Raw genomic sequence first — 21,010 nt, 5'->3', positions numbered from 1 at the left:
ATTTTAGAAGGATATAGTTATGAAAAAAAATATATTTAGAAATAAAAAAATATTAATAGGTATTGGTTCTTTAGCAACACTAGTTGCTGCTCCAACTATTTTAACATCTTGTTCTTCTATAGATAAGACATTAATTGAAAAAACTTTTAGTAAAGGTAATGGAACTTCTTTTGCAAATAATTATTCAATTGCTCAAGTTGCAGAACAAGCACTAAAAACAGATGCAGGTGCAAAAGCAATGGCTTCAAATGTTGCTAATACTTTGTTGTTAGATTGATTTGATAGACTTTCAAAAGAATCAGGTCAAGAAGTAACTAAAAGAGCATATGATTCTCAAAAGAAAACAGTTGATGATGATTATAAAAATGAATTAAAAAATTCAACTAATACAAATGGTGCAAATCATGAATTAAAATTTCAACAAGATCAATTAGACCCAAATGGTGGTACTGAAGATAGTTGAAAGAAAAAGAAAATGCTTGAATGAGCAAAAAGTGAATTTGCAACAAGACTTTTTGAAAAAGATTATTTAGCTGTAGTAGATATAAATGATTCAACTTCTGTTACTATGCAACCAACAATTGACCAAATAAGAAAAAGTGTTAAAAATGATGGATATAAATTTGCTTTTACAGAAAATGCAATTCAGAATGGTAATAAGAATCCATATGCTGATAAAGAATATGCTAAATTTCAGCAATTTATTTTTGATCAATGAGTTCAAGTAGAAAATCCATATATTATAAATATGGTATTGTGAAAATATGGAACTCCAAAAGAAGGTATTAGTAATATTTATAATAAAGATGCTTCAAGCATTAGTGATAAGACAGCAACTGGAAATTATTCTTTCCCATATTTTGCTACAAATGGAACTTCAAATTCTAATGGAGGTCCAATTACACAATTTACAAACTTTGTAAATGATGCAAAAAATGATGAAAATTATTATTCTAGTGAAGCAACTGAAAATGAATTAGGTATAAGAAATATCGATAAGGGATATACCACAGATAGTTCAACATTAATATTTGCAAAAAATGGAAGTATCTATAATGATCTTTATATAGAATTTGCAGCAGCTAGTAGTTATTTATTTCAAAAAGCATATTCAAAAACTACTACTTCTACAACTAATTGAGAAAAAGATATTACTACAACTGCAAGTAATGGATTAGATGTAATTACAAGTAATTTTATTTCAACAACTACTTCATCAAATCCAAGTGCAGTTAAAATAAAATCAGATCTTGCAAAAAAATTCATAAATATGAATGGTCCTTTAAAAACTTTGGCAAATAATGATATCTATGCAATTGATGCTTTTCAACCAAATGCTAATTCAAAATTAAATGATTTCCTATTTATTAGAGATGAAGCTGGTGTACATGCTATTGCAATTGAAGGACAAAAATATATTGCATCTGCAAGTGATGAAGCTAATGCAAAAAAGAATGCTGCACAAATTGTTTTATTTCATTATTTTTTAGGTAAATCAACAGAAAATAAACAGGGATTAGAAATAGATATTAAAACGGAATTAACAAATTTTTATAATAATAATACAGATTATTTAATTACAAAATATATAGAAACAGATAAGGAACAAAAAATATTTAATCCATCAATATTAGATCTTAATTTAAAGTACTTGTATGAAAGTTATAGTAATTATGCTATGGAACTTTCTAAAATAGATAAAGTAAAAGAATATAATGAAAAGATGTTTTCTCAAAAACAAACTTATTCTAATAATTATGGTGTTGATGCTAAAAAGAATGGATTTGCTTCAGGATGAATTTTTACTAAAACCAATAATATTTATGATGTTGCAAATACTGTTAAACTTCCTAATTCAAAAGATCCTTTTGAAACTGGAGGCACTTATAGTAAATATTTAGAAAGAATTAATCCATATATTAGTGCTTTAAATTTAAAACCATTAACAAGTAATTTTGGGGGGTTTAAATATAGTCAATATATTTATTCAAATGATTTTATTGTAAATAGTATTTTACTAGCTTATGGAAGCGATTCAAATAGTATGGGTGATTCAATGAAAGTTGATATACTTTCTAAGTATCTTGATACTGATTTTGATTTAAATACATTAAAATTCAAAGATCAAGCATTTGCTGGTAAAACAAAAACTGAATTAGATACAGCTTTGATTAACAATTATTTTTCTTCTACTTTTAATGGATTAACAAATAAATGAACTCAATATACTGAAACTACATTTGATAAAGATAAGTTAAATAATTACAAATTTGATTTATATAAGAAATCAATGAATGTTAAGAATAATGCAACAATAACAAATCAAGTTTCTCTTTTAACGTTAATTTCTACTGCAAAATATTTATTAAATAATAATGGTCAAGAATTCTTAAATTATTTAAAGACAAAAATAGTTGTTGGAGAAGATTCATATATTGCATGAGTAAACACATATAATTCAACTTTGACTACTAAACCAAATAGTATTACTAAAGTTAGTGATTTATTAAATGTTAATAATATGCAACAAAATGTTAATAATAATTACACTTCAGCTTATACAGGATTAAAAACTAATAATGCAATAGTTGATGTGTCACAAAATAATGCAGATGCTTATATTTCAAATGAAATCAATAATTACTATAATTTTGTAGATGGTAAACTTGGGTACATGGGATTAATAAATCAAGATTCTACAATTAATAGTGTTGCAATTAAAAACAGATTATTTGTTGATCCAACAATTGATAATTCTACAAAAAAAGGTGTTCTATTTTCTTATGGAAGTAAACAAGATTTATTGAATTTAATAGATTCATATAGTTATGAATCACAAATTTCTGAATTAACAACTGATTTAATGAATAAAACAAAAGCTTTTGATGCTGGACAAATTTTTGAATCTGCAACAGAAATTGAACAAAAGAAAACCATTTTAAAAGGCATTGTAAATGATACAACTAAATTTACAGATGTAATGTTTCAAAGAAGAGATAATTATATAGGACAACAACCAACTGGAAATACTAATAATAGTGATGTAACTCCTGTTACTGATAATTCAAATGGTGATAATATAAAATCTGGAGCATTTGTTTATCAAATAAATAATAGTGATTTAAAAGATTGAAGTAGTTTTGAACAAGTCTTTAGTAGTTCTTCTTCAAAAAATGATATTATTTATAATTTATTATTTACAGCAGCTGCAGATACTAATATTCAAGCTACAGCACTAGTATCAATATTAGAAAATAGTAAATTAACAGTTTATGATACAAGATTAAATACTCAACTTGGTCCTAAATGAATTACTAACTGAAAAAACTAGTTTTTTTGATAAAATAACTAATAGTGTATTTAACCAATAGTTATTTCAAAAAGATAGATATATTATAATTTGTGTATAGTGGGAGATACAAAATGAAAGTATCAGTAACAAGAATCCAAAAAGATGATGAATTAAATGTTGATTTATTCAAATTTAAGGGAAAACCTTTAAATGTGACATTAGCATTTTGATATCAATTAATTGAACCAAGATATTTAATTAATAAAGATGCTTTTAGATCATTATGATTTAAGTATACAAATTGTTCAAAAGAGATTTGTTATCGAGAACAATTTAATCCTGATGTTTTAATGGAATATTTGACACAATGGAATATTTATAAACTTGAAGCATTCTTAGAAAAAATTTGAATCAAGTATAAATTTATAATTAATTTTGAAGCATAATCAATACACCAATATTTGGTGTATTTTTTTGTCTAAATTATTGTATTATTTTTATTGTTAATATTTATTAATAATTGTTTGGATAAAAAATGGCAAAATGATTTAAAAATCCTTGAATACAAGAAGTATTGAATAGTTTAGATTTTAAAACACTTACAGAAATTCAAAAAAAATCTATACCTTTAATTTTGGATAATAAAAATGTTATAGGTGTATCAGAAACAGGAACAGGAAAAACTTATTGTTTTTTATTTCCTATTTTTGATTCTATTGATTTATCAAAGAAAAACATTCAATCTATTATTATTTCGCCAACTAGAGAGCTTGCAAAACAAATATATGTTAAAGCAAATTATTTTAAAAAATTTAATAATGATATTAAAATATCAACATTAATTGGTGGTACTCAAAATAATCTTCAAATAATTTCTAAAAATCCTCCACATCTTTTAATTGCAACCCCAAAAAAATTAAATGATTTATTAACAGAATATAAAGTTAATTTATTGAGTGTTAATAAAATTATTTTAGATGAAGCAGACATGTTAGTAGATCTTGGATTCTTTCCACTAATTGATAGTATTTTTAGTTTTTTCAAGAAAAGTGATGCAATTCAAAAAATTGCATTTTCAGCAACATTGCATGAAACACTAAGTGTTCAATTATCAAAGTATTTTAAAAATACAGAAATTGTTAAAATTTCAAATAAGATTTGAAAACACAAAAAAATTAACCATTATGTTATTCATTATAAAGATGATAAAGAAAAGGTTTTTTTAAATCTTGTAAATAATATTAATCCATATTTTTGCATTGTTTTTGCAAACACAAAAAAAGATGTAGAAATGATTTATAAAATTTTATATAAAAACAATAAAAATGTTTTGCAACTTCATGGTGGCTTATCAAGTCGTGATAGAAAAAATGTTTTTAAAGATATTCAAAATAATAATTTAAATTTTTTAGTAGCAACAGATTTAGCTTCTAGAGGAATTGATATAGATGGAGCAAGTCATATTATTTCTTGAAATATGCCTAAAGAAGATATTTGATATATACATAGATCTGGTAGAACAGGACGTAGTAATTATTATGGAGATTCTTATGTGTTTTTAGATAACTCTACAAGTTATCAAATAATTAGATTACAAAAAAAAGGAATCAATTGAAATAATAAAAAATATAGTAAAGGAGAATTTATAGATTTTGATTATAAATTTAAAAATAGAGAAAAGAAGGAAACTGAAGTTGATGTCCAAATAAGAAAAATTATTCAAACAAGTAGTAAAAAAGTAAAACCAAACTATAAAAAGAAAATAAAGCTAAAAATAAATGAGGTAAAAAGAAAAGCAAAAAGAAATAGAATTGAAGAACTTGTGAATAAAGAAAGAATAAAAAAATATAAAATAGAAAATGCTAAAAAATCAAAAGATAAAAATTAAAAATTTATTTATCTTTAAAAGTATAATAATAAGTATTTAAGGAGCAAAAGTTATGCCAAGAAAGCATTTAATTGCATCTGGAATTAATAAAAAACAACAATCGCAAGCTAAAATATGAAATAAACTTGCTAAAGAAATAAAGGCAGCAGCTAAAGTTGGAGGAACAAATCCTGAGGCAAATCCAAGATTAAAAGCTGCTATTGATAAAGCACTTCAAAATAATTTATCAAGAGATTCAATTGATAGAAATATTAATGGAGCAACTAAAGATAAGGATAATCAAACAGATTATTTATTTGAAATATATGGGCCTAAAGGTCTTGCTATTATTGTAATGGGGTTAACAGATAATCAAAACCGTTTATTAAGCTCTTTAAAAGGATATTTATCAAAATTAAAAGCTGATATTGCTACACCAAATAGTGTTAAAATGAATTTTAAGTATTGTGGTGAGATTATTATTCCTTTAAATAAATTAGAAGATCAAGAAAAAAAAGAAGAAGCAAATAATTACGAATTAATTATTTTGGAAAAATGTATGGAACTTGGAATTGATGATATTGATATCATAATAAATGATGATTGTTTACAAGTATTAACTACACCAAAGGATTTTTATGTAGTGAGAGATAAATTAAATGAATCTAATTTAACTTTAGTTAATTCTGAAGTGAGATATATTCCAAATGATTATATAAATCTTGATAATGAAAATTATGAAAAGCTAACAAGATTTTTAGATTCATGTGAAGAAGATGATGATATTCAATGAGTTGTAACAAACTTTGGAGAGGTAATTTAAAATGGGAAAAATTTTTGATAAAGATATAGATTTTACAAAATGATATACTTCAATAATCCTTGAAAGTGAGTTAATAGAATATGGTTTAGTTAAAGGCACAATGATTTTAAAACCTTATGGATATTCTATATGAAATAATATCCAAAAAGGAATGGATAAATATCTTAAAAAAGTTGGAACAGAAAATTGTTATTTTCCTTTAATGATTCCATATAGTGAGTTCATCAAAGAGTCTAAACATGTTGAAGGATTTGCTCCTGAATTATTTAAAATTAGTAAGTTAGGTGATAAAGTTTTAGAAGATGAACTAGTAATAAGACCAACTTCTGAAATTGCATTTTGTCATTATTTTAAATCTGTTTGTAACAGTTATAATGATTTACCAATTGTGTTAAATCAATGATGTAGTGTTTTTAGAGTGGAAAAAAATACTAGACCATTTTTAAGAAATAGTGAATTTTTATGACAAGAGCAACATGCAATTTTTTCTAATGAAAAAGATGCAAAAGATTTTTCTTTTAGAATGATAAATATATACAAAGATTTTATGAACAAATTTTTATGTCTTCCTGTATTAATGGGAGAAAAAACTGAATATGAAAGATTTGCAGGAGCTTCAAAGACTTTTACATGTGAGGCATTAATGCAGGATGGGCAAGCGTTGCAAGTTGGAACATCCCACTATTTAAGTACAAATTTTTCTAAAAATTTTGATATTAAATTTCAAACTAAAAACAATAATTTTGATTATGTTTATCAAACATCTGCTGGTTGTTCTTCAAGATTAATTGGAGCTATGATTTTAGTTCACTCTGACAATAAAGGGCTTGTATTGCCTAGTTTGATTGCACCTTACAAATATATTATTATTACAAATAATGAAAAAGATAATAAACTAGAAAAAGTATTGTCTCATGTTAAAGCATCATTAGGTTCTATTATTTTTAAACATGATGATAGAGAAAAAGGTATAGGTCTAAAACTTTCTGAATACGAAGTTAAGGGTGTACCTTTCCAAATTATTATTGGTAGTAAAGAAGTTGAAAATAATCAAATAACAATTTATAAAAGAAATACACAAGAAAAAATTGGTTATTCATTAAATGAAATTAATTTTGATTTATTTAGAAATTTATTATTACAACATGATGAAGAATTATTTAAAAAGGCAGAAAAATTCTTATTAGACTCAATTGTTAAAGTCAATAATTTAGAGGAATTTATATTAGCTATTAAAAATAAAAAAATAGCATTAGCCTATTGAAATGGTAATCAAGAAGATGAAAAAAGATTAAAAGATTTAACAGGTGCATCATCTCGTTGTATTAGTTGAGATCATAATGCAGATTATCAAAATTCAAGTAATCAAAAATGTTTTTTTACCAACAAGGATAATGCTAAACTAGTTTATTTTGCAAGAGCATATTAATTATTGGATTACAAATTATGTATAATAAAAACACACAAAGCCATAGTTTTGCTATTATGTGTTTTTATATTTTTTTCATTTTAACAATTAAATTATCAATGTTATTATTTCTACCAAATTTAGCTTGATAATTTTCATTTGATTTAATTAAATCACCTGTAAAGTGAACATTTACTTCCAATAATGATTTGCCTACACCAAAAAAATCAACAGGAATTTTATTTTTTTTAAAATGTTTTATTTTATCAATATTGATTCCACTAGAAACTATTATTTTTGTATTATGCATGTTATATTTATCTAGTTCTTTTCTACAAGCTAATATTAATTTGTCGCAAACACCATATAATTCTTTTTTGTTTTTTCAATTCCCAACTTGTAGTGATTTATCTACAATTTTATTAGATGTATCAATTCTTATAGAATCAATTTTAAATGGTAATTTAGCTATTTTTTGTATTTCAGATAAACAATCATTATTGTAGTCAATTAAAGCTACAATTGGTCCTTCTTTAATTGATTGTTGATATGCAATTAATGCTTTATCTATTTGACCATTAAATTGTTGAATTAAAGCATGAGGAACAGTACCAAGATAATTTACATCAGATTTATTTTTTATTAATTCAATGTGTTGTTTTGTACAGAAATTCTTAACACCACCAATATATGCTGCATATCCATCATATTTTTGTAATGAATAATCATCACTTCTATCTGCCATTAATAATAATTTATCTCTTTGTATTTCATTTATTATTCTGTAACAATTGTTAGCAACTGATGATCTTCTAGATAAAATTCCATCAATTACATTTTCCAAATGTCCAAAATATTGATAGTTACCTCTAATTATTAATACTGGTTTTTCTTTTTCTATTATTGATCCATCTTGTTCATATCATATTTGTAAAGAATTAAATTCTTTTTTTGTTAAACAAAATTTTAATAACTGTATTGTTTCTTCTATTCCGCAAACCATAGCTGTATCATTAAAATGAAAAAATCTTAGGGTTACATCATTTCCTAAATTATTTTCTTTAAATATTTTTTGAGTCGAAATAAAATATTTGGATGAATATTCTTTTAATTTGAGTTTTTTATCAAATTTAAATTTGAGTGTATTCATATTATTTTTCCTAGTATTTACTATTTTATAATTATATGTAATAATATGGATAATGTTAGATAAAACATATTCATATTCAATTAATGAAATAATGATATGTTAATTTAAAAAAGCATTAATAAAATCTCTTATTTATAATTTTTATAATATAAAGTTGTATAACTAACTTCTAATAACCATATAAAATTATAGGTTATGTTGGTATTGCCATTATTATAGAATATCTTTAATCATAGTGTTGTAGACTACAAAATGTGTAGTTACACATTGTTAGTCTCCCACATTATTTAGTTATTTATAGGGTAGGAATTATTTATGAAAAAAAAGTCACTTAATAGTGTAAATATAACTGAACCGAATAATTATGTAGTTAAAACAAATTTAGTTAAACTAGCAAAAATTGAAAAGAAGAATTCAAAATTTCTTACAAGAAAAAATGTTCTTCTTGGTTTAATGGCTAGTACAATGGTTGCAGTTCCTGTAGCTGTTGGAATTACACAAATTGAAAGAAGTATTGCTTCTTATAAGTTTGATGGAAAATCATTCAGCTCTGTTGATTCTGCTTTTGATTATGTTAAAAATAATTCAGAAGTACAAGAATATCAAAATGAGGGTATGAAGTCTAAATGATATGTTACTATGAATGGAGTTAAAAGATCATTTGATACTCCAGAGGCTTTAAGACAGTATTTATTTACTAATCAAATACAATCAGAAAAATATAGTACATCTTTAAACCTTGATAATTATGTTGATAAGTCAACTGGTATTTTAGGTTTGGATGATAGTTTATGATCAAGCATGAATTCTGGAACGAATGCTAATGCTAATAAAGAAACTATTTATGAAAAAAGTAATGGTGGATTTACAACAAGTTCAGATGATGCTATGAAAAGTTATTTTAGTGTACAAGATGCATATTACTTTAATAATATGTACTTTAACTCAAAAGAAACTTTAAGAAATTATCTTATTTCAGATTATTTACCAAATACTAAAGGGGCATTTAATTCAATTACTATTGAAGGTCCAAATGGGGTAAAATCTAATCCAATTTCATTGTCTGATACTAGTGAAAATGGTGCAATTAAAGAAATAAAGAATTTTATAGATGCAAATGCTGAAAAAGTTGTTACATATACTAATTCAAACACACAAGAACAGATTAATATTAATAGAAAAAATATTAATGATGTGATTGGTGATATTAGAGTTGAAGACTTAGATTATCAACATGTACAATCTAATCAAGGTGAAAGTAGATATATTATTGATAATAGCATTGAAGATGAACATAACTTAATAGGTCCTTATTTTTATAAAGGTAATATGGATGTAGGAAGTTTTTCAAATAAAAGTATGTGAAAAAAAGCTAATGGTGTATCTAAACAAGTTTATGAGTCTTCTGTAATTGATAACTTAATTGGAACTTTTTTCACAACAGTAATCAATGATGATAACCAAGTTAATAAATTAGAAACTCAAACAAATGAAACTAAGCCACATATTTTTAGAACTTTATTAGTAACAGCAGATAATCAATCATTAGATGAATGATACTTAGAACAAGTTAAGGCATATAATGCTGATTTATATAATGAAATTGTTACTACTTTAAATTCTTTAATGAATGGTAAAAAATTTAATACATTCTATAAAATCCCAGTGATGTATAGTTTCATTATGCAAAGATTAATCAATATGAATGCTACAAATGATATGATTGCATTAACAATTGGTTATTTCTCAAAAGTTGCTGATTTCATTCAAGATTCAATTGAACTTGCATTATTAGATAGTTCATTGTTGACTAGAAGTTCAGATGGTAAAAAATTTGATGTTAAAGAATTCTTTCAAATTGGAAACAATGAATTCGACCTTAATACATCAACAGAATATTTTTTAAATGAATTTAAAACATATGATTGTTTAATTGCTGGTATAAGTGCTTATGTTGGTGCTGCTAATAATATTAATACATTAGCTGGTACGCTAGTATATAGTGGGTATAATCAAAAATATTTATTTGATTTCAAAATTATTAATGAAGATAAGTTTTATCAAAACTATGCAAAATTTGAAAATATATTTACTACATTTTCTAAAACAAGTTATGATGCATTGTTAACTGAATATATAAAACGTACAACAAATTCAGATATTGTTAAACTTCAATCAATGATTAATAATGGTTCAACAATTGCATCAATTGATACAGAACTTGCAAAAATAAAAACAATTCATGGAAATAGTGCTCAAGAACTTATTAAAGGTGTTGCAGCTAAGAACACTTATTTGTTTGCTTTAGCTGAAGAAGCTCTTAAGGCTGAGATTGATGAATATATTAGCACTGGAAAATGAAATACTAGTGGAATGTTAGTTCAACTTGGAGATGTTAGAGCAAAAGGGCTAGTTGATTTATATAAGAATACAAAAGATGATCCAAATTTTAGTATTTATACATCATATATATATGCTTTAATTGATTTTAGAACAGGTTCTGGTGTATTTAACACTCATGATTCTATATCTAATGAAAAATTATATAAAGCAAATATTGCTAAAGTAGTAGTCTTTTCACTTGCATCTGTAGGTGGAGCAGCTTATGCAATTGAAAGTTTATATAGAAATTCTTTGAAACTTCAAGATTTTGTAGATAACTTTTATGGACCTGATGGTCTTCCTGCAAAAATACGTTCTGTTTACGATACAGTAAAAGATTCTATTAAAAATAAATGAACTGCTCTTAAAAATAAAATTCCTTTTAGATTTAGAACATGACATCTTTATTATGATGGTGCTCCTACAATATTTAAAAAATGATCAACTGCTGGTATTTTTAAATCAATAGGAAAAGTTGGTGATTTATTTGCAAAAGCTGCACCTTTCATAGGGCTTGCAGCAGCTGGACTTGAAATATTCACATTAGTATATGAATTAATTAAAGTAACAAATATTCAAGACTTCTATGTTTATACAACAGCTGATGGTACTGAATTTATTTGAGATGGTGGTTTAACTACTAGTAGATTCTTTGGTCTTGAAGTTAAACAACAAGTCGGAATAAGTGCAATGAAATTAGTTCCTCCAGTTCAAATTACTAAACCACAAATTACTGAATTCTATTATTATAACCAAGTTAAATATTTTGATATTTCACAATTGAAAAGAGATCAACTGTTAACAATAATTTCTAATGATGAGGTTACTTTAGGTGAAAACTTCAAAAGAAGTTTCACATTCTCTCCAGATTTTCAAAATGCGAATGGAAGTTATGATACAAAAGAAAATTTAATAAATGGTGTTATTGCTGATATTGGAATTACTAAAGGAACTAATGGTACATATAATTTTAGTAGTATAAATACAAATTCAAAATATGTGTCAAATACATCATATGTGTTAGGAAATGGTATTTCATCTAATACTGGTGGTCAAAATTCTGTAATTGCTGATAATATTGTAAAAAATATTAGACCAACAAAAGTTGCTCAATTACCAAAAATTACAAATGGAAAAATTTCTGGTAAAAATGATCAAGAATTTGTATTACCTGGAAAGGTATGATCATCAGCAGGTATAGTTGATCATTCAGGACAAGCAGCAAACTATATTACTGATAATTCAGCAAATGAATTAAAAAATGGTACTACATTACCAGCTGATGGTAATATTAGTAATGAGATATTTAAAACTTCAGATGCAGCAGCTGCTACAAATGCTGCAAAGGATGCTTTATTTGAAGTATTTAAAACAAAAGCTGCACCAAATTCAAAAACTGTTTTAAAATCTGACATTTTACAAAATAATGAATATACAAAATTAAATTCAGAAATACAAGAAAAAGAAATCTTTAAAGCAACACTTCCAGATCAAGGAACTGTATACTTTACTGAAAGAGTAAATGCTGAAAATTGAATTTTAAAAAATGTAAATTTTGAAAAATATACAGATGTAATAACTGATGCATCTTATGTATATAATGGAATGTACTTTGCAAGTACATCTGAATTAAAAGATTGATTACAATCTGTAATCGTTATGGGGTAATTATTATGAAAAATAATATTAAGAAAATTTTAATAATCTCTACATCTACTTTTGCTACTATTGGTACTTCTGCTGCTATAGGTATTAGTACTATTGCAAATGCAAGTGGTTTAAATATTAATTCTGTAAATTCAAAAGCAGTAGTTAATGCTACTTTTGATCCTAATAAATCATTAGTATTTCAAGGCAAAACATATAAAAACATTTATCATGCAATTGAAACTTATGCTTCAAATGCTGAAAATGTAACTGAAAAAACTTTTGTAGGTGATGTAATGGATGCAACATCTATAACTAATAAATATGAAACTGTTAATCTTTCAAAACTTAGAGAATATGATTTAACAAAAATTTCTAAGGCATATAAAACTTTAACTGATAGTTATGTTAGTTCAATAGATGAAGCTAAAAAAAGTTACTTAAAAGAACCTGTAATTGCTTGAACAGATAATAGTGGTTCAATATTTGATAGTGAAGGTGAAGCTGCTGAAAGTATACTAAATAATAAGTTCACTTCTCCTGTAAGTTACTATGAAGTAAAAGACTATGCAAATAAAGATTCTAATGGTAATCCAACAATTGTTAAAATTAACCCATTAAATAAAAAAGATGTTCAAGCACTTAAAAGAATTGCTGGAGAAAACTTTTTAATTGAAGATTCAGGATTTACTCTATCAAGAATGTCAAGTAGTGATGCTGGTTATGTAAATAATGACTTCAAAGGTTGAACAAATCAACAAATTAATGAAACATTAAATAAATTAACACAGGGTGTTACAAATCTTGTTAAGAAAAATATGTGAATAAACACAAATGTTGTTGCAAAACCAGACAATAATAAAATTCAAGGTAAATTATATGGCTCATTTGGGTCTGTAACTCTAAAAAAATTTAGTATTAGTTATGGTACATTTGCTGACGGTGGTGTAGATAATAGTTCTATTGGAACTACATATGATACTATAATCAATGATTCTGCTTATATAACAGATAAAGAAAAATTTTTACAAAAATTTAATATGTATAGTGATACATTTTCTAATACAGACCCTTATAGAGATGCAACTATTAAAAGTGGACAAACAATTTTTGGTGGTCAAAAATATAGAATATCTTTAGATGCTACTCAAAAAAGTGCTATTATGTCTTGAGTTATGTTAGAAGGATGAACTGGTGAAGAAGTTTCATTCTTAGGTCGTGGTAAGCAATCAAATATTTGATTCTACGTAAACCCTAACCAAGAAAAATATGCTGAATTAATGAAAAACAATGATTTTAAAACAAAACAAACAGAAAATGCTAATAATGTTGTTGCTCAAGTTGACAATTACATTAAAACAAATTTTAAATCATTTCTTTCAGATCAAGAAATTGCAACTCTTATTACAAATATAAAAGATCCTATAATCAATGTTTTAACTAATAAGATTATTGCGAAAGATCAAATTTGAATTAATGCTCCTAAGTCTACAGGTGAAATTAAAGTAGGTTTAGATAAACTTGATAGCATTATTCTAAGTAAAATAGACCAATTGTATAAAGAAAAAGCTGGAAAATCTTTTACAGATGTAATTCGTGAAAAGACTATTGCAAATAAGCAATATGTTGAAAACAAAGATACTAATGACATTATTTATACATTTAACTATAATGGTGTTCCATTATTTAAATTAGAAAAAAGTTTATTTGGTAGTCTATATACTGATACAAATGAAATGTTTAGAGTTCAACCATTGGAAGAAGTTAAAAAATCACTTAAGTTTGCATTAAATAATAATTTCCAATCAGCAATAACTAATATTGTTAATGGATTAAGTAATATTTCTAATAGTTTTAATAAAAAAACTTCAACTAATAATGGTTTAGTTGCTGATACAGTATTAACAAAATCAACTATTGATAATTATAAAGATAGTAGCAAAAAGCAAAATAATTTTGGATTTGTTTCAAAAACAGGTGAAGGATTTACAAATAATTTTGATGCTGCATATTCTAGTAAATTTATTGATGAATCTCAATTTGCTAAATATGGTTTAACTGATCAATCTTTAATTAAAAGTTTAAATGCAACAAAACTTGATGATGAAAGTTTATTACAAAATCAAAATGGTATATTTTTAGCAATTAAAAATTACAACAATAATTTACAAAATTATTTAAGTAAAGCTTCACCTTCTGATATTCAAAAGAAAACTTTAAGCACAAATTATGTGAGTGATCCAAATGATGTTATCTTCTTATTCAATGCAGATAAAACACCACTTCAAGTTAAATATTCTGAATATTTTGATAATAGTTATAAATTTAACGAAAGTTTAAGTGATAATAGTGTTTCTCTAATTAAATCTATTGAAGAAAAAGAAGAATCAATTGAATCAAATAAATTAAACAAACCTACAAAAGTAGTTATTGTAAAAGATTCAAGTGGTAACATTGTAAATTTTGAAAGTGTTAATGGAAACACTATAACAAATGATGGTTATGCAACTTCTAAAGAGCAAGCTTTAGAAAATGCTAAAAATCAAATTGATGTTAAAGAATCATTGGATTATGTATTTTACAATAATGATGATAATTCTCAAGTTTTATTAAAAAATAAAGTTACTAAGTTGAATGTATTATCAATTAATAATAATGGAACTAAATCTACTTATGGTTTCTTAAAATATCAAGATCTATATAATTATTTATTTGATTATATTAAATTAAATAGTGAAGGTAATGGTTCGTCATTGCCAGATAGTCAACCTCCATTTTCAGCTGAATCAATTAATACAAAAGCAATTGCTGATGTATTAGCAACTATACATTCATTAGATGATCTTAATAAATCAACTTTAGATGAAAAATTTAATCAATTTGGAAGTGCATTTGGAATTTCTGATTTAAATACATGAAAAATGTATATTAAAAATTTATCTTTTGCACCAAAACAAGTGAATCAAAGAGCTGAACAACAAGTTACTATGTCAGTTCAATTAAATGAAGGATTTAAATATGCTGATGGTAAAGACACATTAAATCTTGATGTAAGTTATACTCCAGCAGGTGATTTAGAACCTTTACCAGATGTTAATGGACAAAGCACTCAAGCAAAAACTGCTCTAATAGCAAGTGTTACTAGTTCACTATTATTGATCTTATTATTAGAAGTTGTGTTAATTTCAGTTATCTTAATCAATAAAAGAAAACAAGAAAATCTTGATGAAAAGAAATTAATGAAACTTGTTAATAAAAATGTATCTACTAAAAATGGTAGTAAATAATTTATAAATAGAGGTATAAACCTCTATTTTTTATTGATTGTTTATAAAAACAGAATATAAATTTAATATTTTTCATATATTTTTCACAATTTAAATAAAAAATTAGAAAAAAATTTATTTTTTTGTTTAAAAATCTATTTTTTGTGCTTTAATTATATTGCGCAATAATTATAAAATTGTTTGAAAATGTTTTTGCGCTTTTCGCTAAATTCATTTTAGGTTTGAAGATGAAAAAACGGGCTGTGTCTCGATCGCTGTCCAGGGTGTCGAGGATATAGGGAGTGAATGAGGTTAGAAAATAAAATATTCAATTGGTATACAGCTGATTGTTTGTCGAGAACTTTTGGTGTCGAAAATTTATTAAATATATATATGCTTCCTGGCGGGAAAAACAATATATATTAAAATAACAATTCGGTAAAGGCCGCTTGGTAGATTCAAAAGAATATTGAAGTTTCTTTATCTTATTTATTCAATGTATAAAGACTCCCATTCATAACTGACCTTTAACATTTTAGTTAAATGTAAGTGAAAACAATCTTTTTTGTGATTGTTATTGTGCAAACTGCATGGTTTTATACCAATGTATGTATAGAGTAGATTTTGATTGACCCCTTAGGGATAATGGGGTCAATCTTTTTTTTATCTAGTATTCATTTTGTTACTTTAATGGTGAAATAAATAGTGGATAAAATATTAATTTAACTTTATTTATATTTTATATAATTATATATGGTAGAAGGAGTTTGAATTGAAAACTGTTGTTATTGGAATATCTGGAGGTGTAGACTCTTCAGTTGCAGCATTAGTATTAAAAAAAATGGGATTTAATGTAATTGGTGTTTTTATGCAAAATTGAGATAATTTAGTTAACAATGAATTGAATTATAAATCAAAATATGATTCTTGTGATTCCTATGCTGATTTTGAATATGCATCTCATGTTTGTCAACAACTTGATATTCCACTGCATAAAGTAGATTTTATTTCTGAATATTGAAATAAAGTATTTTTAAAATTCATTGACGGATATAAATCCGGAAAAACTCCAAATCCAGATGTTTTATGCAATAAATATATAAAATTTAATGAATTTGCAAAATATTGTTTTGATAAATTTAAATGTGATTACATAGCAACAGGACATTATGCTAGAGTAAATTATGATAAAGACTATTATAGTTTAAATATGGCATTAGATAAGCATAAAGATCAAACATATTTTTTATGTGAATTAAGCCAACAGCAACTAAGTAAAGTTATTTTCCCATTGATGCATTTAACAAAAAAACAAGTAAGACAAATTGCTAAAAAATATAATTTAGAATCATGAAATAAAAAAGATTCTATGGGCATATGTTTTATTGGTAAAAGAAATTTTAAAGATTTTTTAAGCAATTATATTGAAGAGAAACAAGGTAATATAATTGATATTTATACAAAACAAATTATAGGTACACATAATGGTGCTTTTTTCTACACTATAGGTCAAAGAAAAGGTTTAAATCTGGGTGGTAATAAAAATAAGAATTTTGTTTGCAAAAAGGATATTGAGAAAAACATATTGTATGTTGCTAATGTTGAACAAGAATATAAATTTTTATATTCAAATAAATGTTTAATTAAAAATTTTAATTGAATAGGCAAAATTCCTGATAATAATAGTGTTAAGGTTAGATTTAGACATTGTCAGAAATTAATAAATTCTACATTTGAATTAATTAATGACAATGTACTATTAAATTATGAAGAAACTAAATCTGTAACTACTGGACAATATGCAGTATTGTATTATGAAAATAGATGTTTAGGAGGAGGAGAAATTAGTGAAGTCACTAATTTAGTTGATTATGAAAAAAATGACATTTAGTCAAGTTAGAGAATCATGATTAAATTTTTTTAAAAGCAAAAATCATTTAATAATAGAGTCTCAATCGCTTATACCAAAGAATGATAATTCTTTATTATGAATAAATTCAGGAGTTGCTACTTTAAAAAAATATTTTTCAGGAGTTGAAACACCACCTGCTTTTAGACTTACAAATAGTCAAAGATGTATTAGAACAAATGATATTTCAAATGTAGGTGTTACAAGTAGACATCACACTTTTTTTGAAATGCTTGGTAATTTTTCTATTGGAGATTATTTTAGAAAAGAAGCTATTGAAATGGCTTTTGAATATCTTACAAAGGTTTTAGAGTTTGATGTTAATAAACTTTATTTTACAGTTTTTGAAGATGATAAAGAATCTTATGATTTGTGAATTAAACTTGGCATAATAAAGTCTCATATTATTAAATGTAAAAAAGATAGAAACTTTTGAGAAATAGGCCAAGGCCCATGTGGACCTTGTACTGAAATATATTATGATCGTGGCGAAAAATATGATTTTGATAAGATTGGAGAGAAATTATTTTTTGAAGACATAGAAAATGATAGATATATAGAAATTTGAAATATTGTTTTTAGTGAATTTGAAAATGATGGAAAGAATAATTACACTCCACTTGCAAGAAAAAATATTGATACAGGAGCAGGTCTTGAAAGATTAGCTTGTGTGATGCAAGATGTAAACACAAACTATGATACAGATGTTTTTGTATATGTTAGAAACATTATGGAAAAATATACAGAATATAAATATGATAGTAATTTATATTTTGAAAGAAACAAAGATTCAATTAAGATTTTAATTAATAAAGCTTTTTCTGTTATTATTGATCATTTTAAATCTTGCATTTTTGCAATTAGTGATGGAGCTATACCATCTAATAAAGATAGAGGATATATTATAAGAAAACTTTTAAGAGTTAGTTTTATAAATATGGATATTTTAAAATTAAAAGATTCGTCTATTAATTTTATTATTGATGCAATTATAGATACTATGAAAGATTTTTATCCATATTTATTAAAGGAAAAAACAAAATTATATGAAGTATTTAAAAATGAATATCAAGTTCATCATAATTCATTATCTAAGTCAATTAAACAATTTATAGAGTTAACAAATAATGAAAAAATTGATGAAAAACAATTATTTACATTAGTTGATACTTATGGTTTTCCATTAGAAATAATAAAAGAATTAGAAATTCATAAAGATATTAATGCAGTTAATTTTATTTTAGAAGCAATATTAAATAAATTTAACTATAAAATGAAATCAATAAAAAAACTAGAACTTGATTTTGAGTTATTCAATCAATTTTTTGAAGAACATAGAGAAATATCAAAATCTTCAAATAACAATGTCAGCGGATTAGATAGACAAACAAAAAACTTAATAAATTTAGATGTTGTTTCAAAGTTTGATTACAATGCATTTGATATTAAACAATCAAAAGTTGTAAAGATATTTGACCAAGATTTTAATATTGTAGAAGAAATAAAAAATAGTCCAGGTTATATTGTATTAGATAATACATGTTTTTATGCTACGTCAGGTGGTCAAGTTAATGATGTTGGAGTAATTAAAAATTCATTAATTGATAATGTGATAAAATCTCCAAATGGTCAACATATTCATCATTTTGAATGCGGAACATTTACTTTAGGTGAACTAGTTGATGGCAAAATTGATGTTAATAGAAGAAATATTTTATCAGCACATCATTCTACAGAACATTTATTGCATAGTGCTTTAAAAAGAAAAATTGATAATTCTATAAAGCAAGAAGGAGCTTTAAAATCTCCAGAAAAAGTAACATTCGATTTTCATTATCATAAGAAGTTGGATATAGATAGCATTAAATTATTAGAAAATGATATTAAAGAGATCATAAATAAAAATCAAAATAGTGAATTATTTGAAGTTACTCTTGAAGAAGCACAGAAACTTGGTGCGCTTGCTTATTTTGAAGAAGTATATAAAAAGATAAAAGGAAAGCTTAGAGTAATTAAATTAGGAGATTATTCTATAGAGATATGTGGAGGAACACATGTTAAAAAAACTTCAGATATTGAGGATTTTAAAATTATTAAATTGGACTCAAAAGGTTCTGGTACATGAAGAATAGAAGCTATTGCAACAAAAAAATTAATTAATGATTTTGATAGAACAATAAAAAAACAAACTTTAGATGATATTAAAAAGTTTATTTCTGATTACCATTCTATTGATTTGAAAGATCAAGAATTTGAAAAACTAATAGATAAAAATTTTGATAACATGCATTTTATTGAATTAAAACAGTATTATGATTTAATCAAAAATGCGTTAAATGTTATTAAGTATAAATTTGAAAAAACAAATCAGGAAAATATAATTTTAAATTTAAAAAACAATCTTAAATCTTATAATGAACTTGTGAATTATGTTAAATTAGAAAACATTGATAGAAAAATTTTAATGCAGACTTTAACAAATTTAGTAAATGAAAATAGAAATAGTATTTATTTAATAATAAATTTTATTGATAATAACTATCAATACTTTTTGTGTGGAAATGATGAGTTCATTAAATTAAAAAATTTAAATTTACAGCAATTTGCTAATTTAGTAAATTCAAGTTTAAATGGTAAAGGTGGTGGAAGATTTAATTTTGTTCAAGGTAATTTTAATGAATCTAGTATAGAAAAAATTGATTCTCTATTTAATAAAATAATGGGAGAATTGAAATAATGAATGTTAAAAAAAGAATATTAGCAATTGATTATGGAACAAAATATATTGGTTTAGCAATTACTGATGATGATAATACATTCTCAGTTCCTTATTCTGTTGAAGAAAATACTAATAATTTTTTTGATAAATTAATAGAAATTATATACGAAGAAAATATTGGAATTATAGTTATTGGCTATCCAACAACTTTTGATGGTTATGTTTCTGCAAGGCATAAACTAATAAATGATTTTGTAGATAATATTAATAATAAAGTTTCTAATTTAGAAATAGTTCTTCAAGATGAAGCATATACAACAAAATCTAGTGAGTATATTCAAAGGGAGTTTGGATTAAAAAATTCTCAAATAAAAAAAACTAAAGATATGAGTAGTGCTGCTTTGATTCTTGATGCATATTTAAAAATGATGTCTACAAAAAAATAAACATTTAAAAAAGTGTTTCATATAACACTTTTTTATTTTTTATTTTTGTCTATGCTTGAGTCTACAAATAAAATATTATAAAATTTATATGATACTTTATA

The 21,010-nt window shown here is 24.5% G+C and carries 11 protein-coding genes; 10 read left to right on the top strand and 1 reads right to left on the bottom strand.

The annotated features are described in order from the left end of the window. Positions 1–19: 19 nt before the first annotated feature. The 5 genes from ACLFO7_RS03290 to proS all read left to right on the top strand — a co-directional run bounded on the left by ACLFO7_RS03290 (position 20) and on the right by proS (position 7,411). A complete protein-coding gene (locus ACLFO7_RS03290) occupies positions 20–3,331 on the top strand; it encodes a DUF3713 domain-containing protein (RefSeq protein WP_412032084.1) in 3,312 nt (1,103 codons plus the stop codon). Between the two features lie 92 nt (positions 3,332–3,423). After that, on the top strand, positions 3,424–3,738 hold the full coding sequence (locus tag ACLFO7_RS03285) for a hypothetical protein (protein ID WP_412032083.1): 315 nt from the start codon (positions 3,424–3,426) through the stop codon (positions 3,736–3,738). Positions 3,739–3,827: 89 nt separating this feature from the next. Continuing rightward, positions 3,828–5,180, top strand: a complete 1,353-nt coding sequence (locus tag ACLFO7_RS03280) for a DEAD/DEAH box helicase (RefSeq protein WP_412032082.1) — start codon at positions 3,828–3,830, stop codon at positions 5,178–5,180. A gap of 52 nt (positions 5,181–5,232) precedes the next feature. After that, positions 5,233–5,982: a YebC/PmpR family DNA-binding transcriptional regulator gene (locus tag ACLFO7_RS03275; protein WP_412032081.1), complete on the top strand. Its 750-nt coding sequence runs from the start codon at positions 5,233–5,235 to the stop codon at positions 5,980–5,982. A 1-nt stretch (position 5,983) separates the two neighbouring features. Next, positions 5,984–7,411, top strand: a complete 1,428-nt coding sequence (gene proS, locus ACLFO7_RS03270; RefSeq protein ID WP_412032080.1) for a proline--tRNA ligase — start codon at positions 5,984–5,986, stop codon at positions 7,409–7,411. Positions 7,412–7,475: 64 nt separating this feature from the next. Here proS and ACLFO7_RS03265 read toward each other — a convergent pair whose 3' ends face one another. After that, on the bottom strand, positions 7,476–8,540 hold the full coding sequence (locus ACLFO7_RS03265; protein WP_412032079.1) for a nicotinate phosphoribosyltransferase: 1,065 nt from the start codon (positions 8,538–8,540) through the stop codon (positions 7,476–7,478). A gap of 315 nt (positions 8,541–8,855) precedes the next feature. Here ACLFO7_RS03265 and ACLFO7_RS03260 point away from each other — a divergent pair, with 315 nt between their 5' ends. The 5 genes from ACLFO7_RS03260 to ruvX all read left to right on the top strand — a co-directional run bounded on the left by ACLFO7_RS03260 (position 8,856) and on the right by ruvX (position 20,909). After that, positions 8,856–12,590 (top strand): hypothetical protein, encoded by a 3,735-nt coding sequence (locus ACLFO7_RS03260; protein WP_412032078.1) that lies wholly within the window; start codon positions 8,856–8,858, stop codon positions 12,588–12,590. Positions 12,591–12,595: 5 nt separating this feature from the next. Continuing rightward, positions 12,596–15,856, top strand: coding sequence for a hypothetical protein (locus ACLFO7_RS03255; RefSeq protein ID WP_412032077.1), 3,261 nt, complete (start codon positions 12,596–12,598; stop codon positions 15,854–15,856). Between the two features lie 751 nt (positions 15,857–16,607). Then, positions 16,608–17,726, top strand: coding sequence for a tRNA 2-thiouridine(34) synthase MnmA (mnmA, locus tag ACLFO7_RS03250; RefSeq protein ID WP_412032076.1), 1,119 nt, complete (start codon positions 16,608–16,610; stop codon positions 17,724–17,726). Next, the gene (alaS, locus tag ACLFO7_RS03245; protein ID WP_412032075.1) at positions 17,707–20,481 is read left to right on the top strand and encodes an alanine--tRNA ligase; all 2,775 of its coding nucleotides are present in this window, start codon (positions 17,707–17,709) and stop codon (positions 20,479–20,481) included. The genes mnmA and alaS overlap by 20 nt, the downstream gene beginning before the upstream one ends. Then, a complete protein-coding gene (gene ruvX / locus ACLFO7_RS03240; RefSeq protein WP_412032074.1) occupies positions 20,481–20,909 on the top strand; it encodes a Holliday junction resolvase RuvX in 429 nt (142 codons plus the stop codon). The genes alaS and ruvX overlap by 1 nt, the downstream gene beginning before the upstream one ends. Positions 20,910–21,010 lie beyond the last annotated feature (101 nt).

It is taken from the genome of Malacoplasma muris (assembly GCF_046774425.1).
In the GTDB taxonomy this organism is placed as follows: domain Bacteria; phylum Bacillota_I; class Bacilli_A; order Mycoplasmatales; family Mycoplasmoidaceae; genus Malacoplasma; species Malacoplasma muris.
The sequence above is the reverse complement of the archived record's forward strand: the minus strand, read 5'-3'. Positions and strand labels throughout refer to the sequence as shown.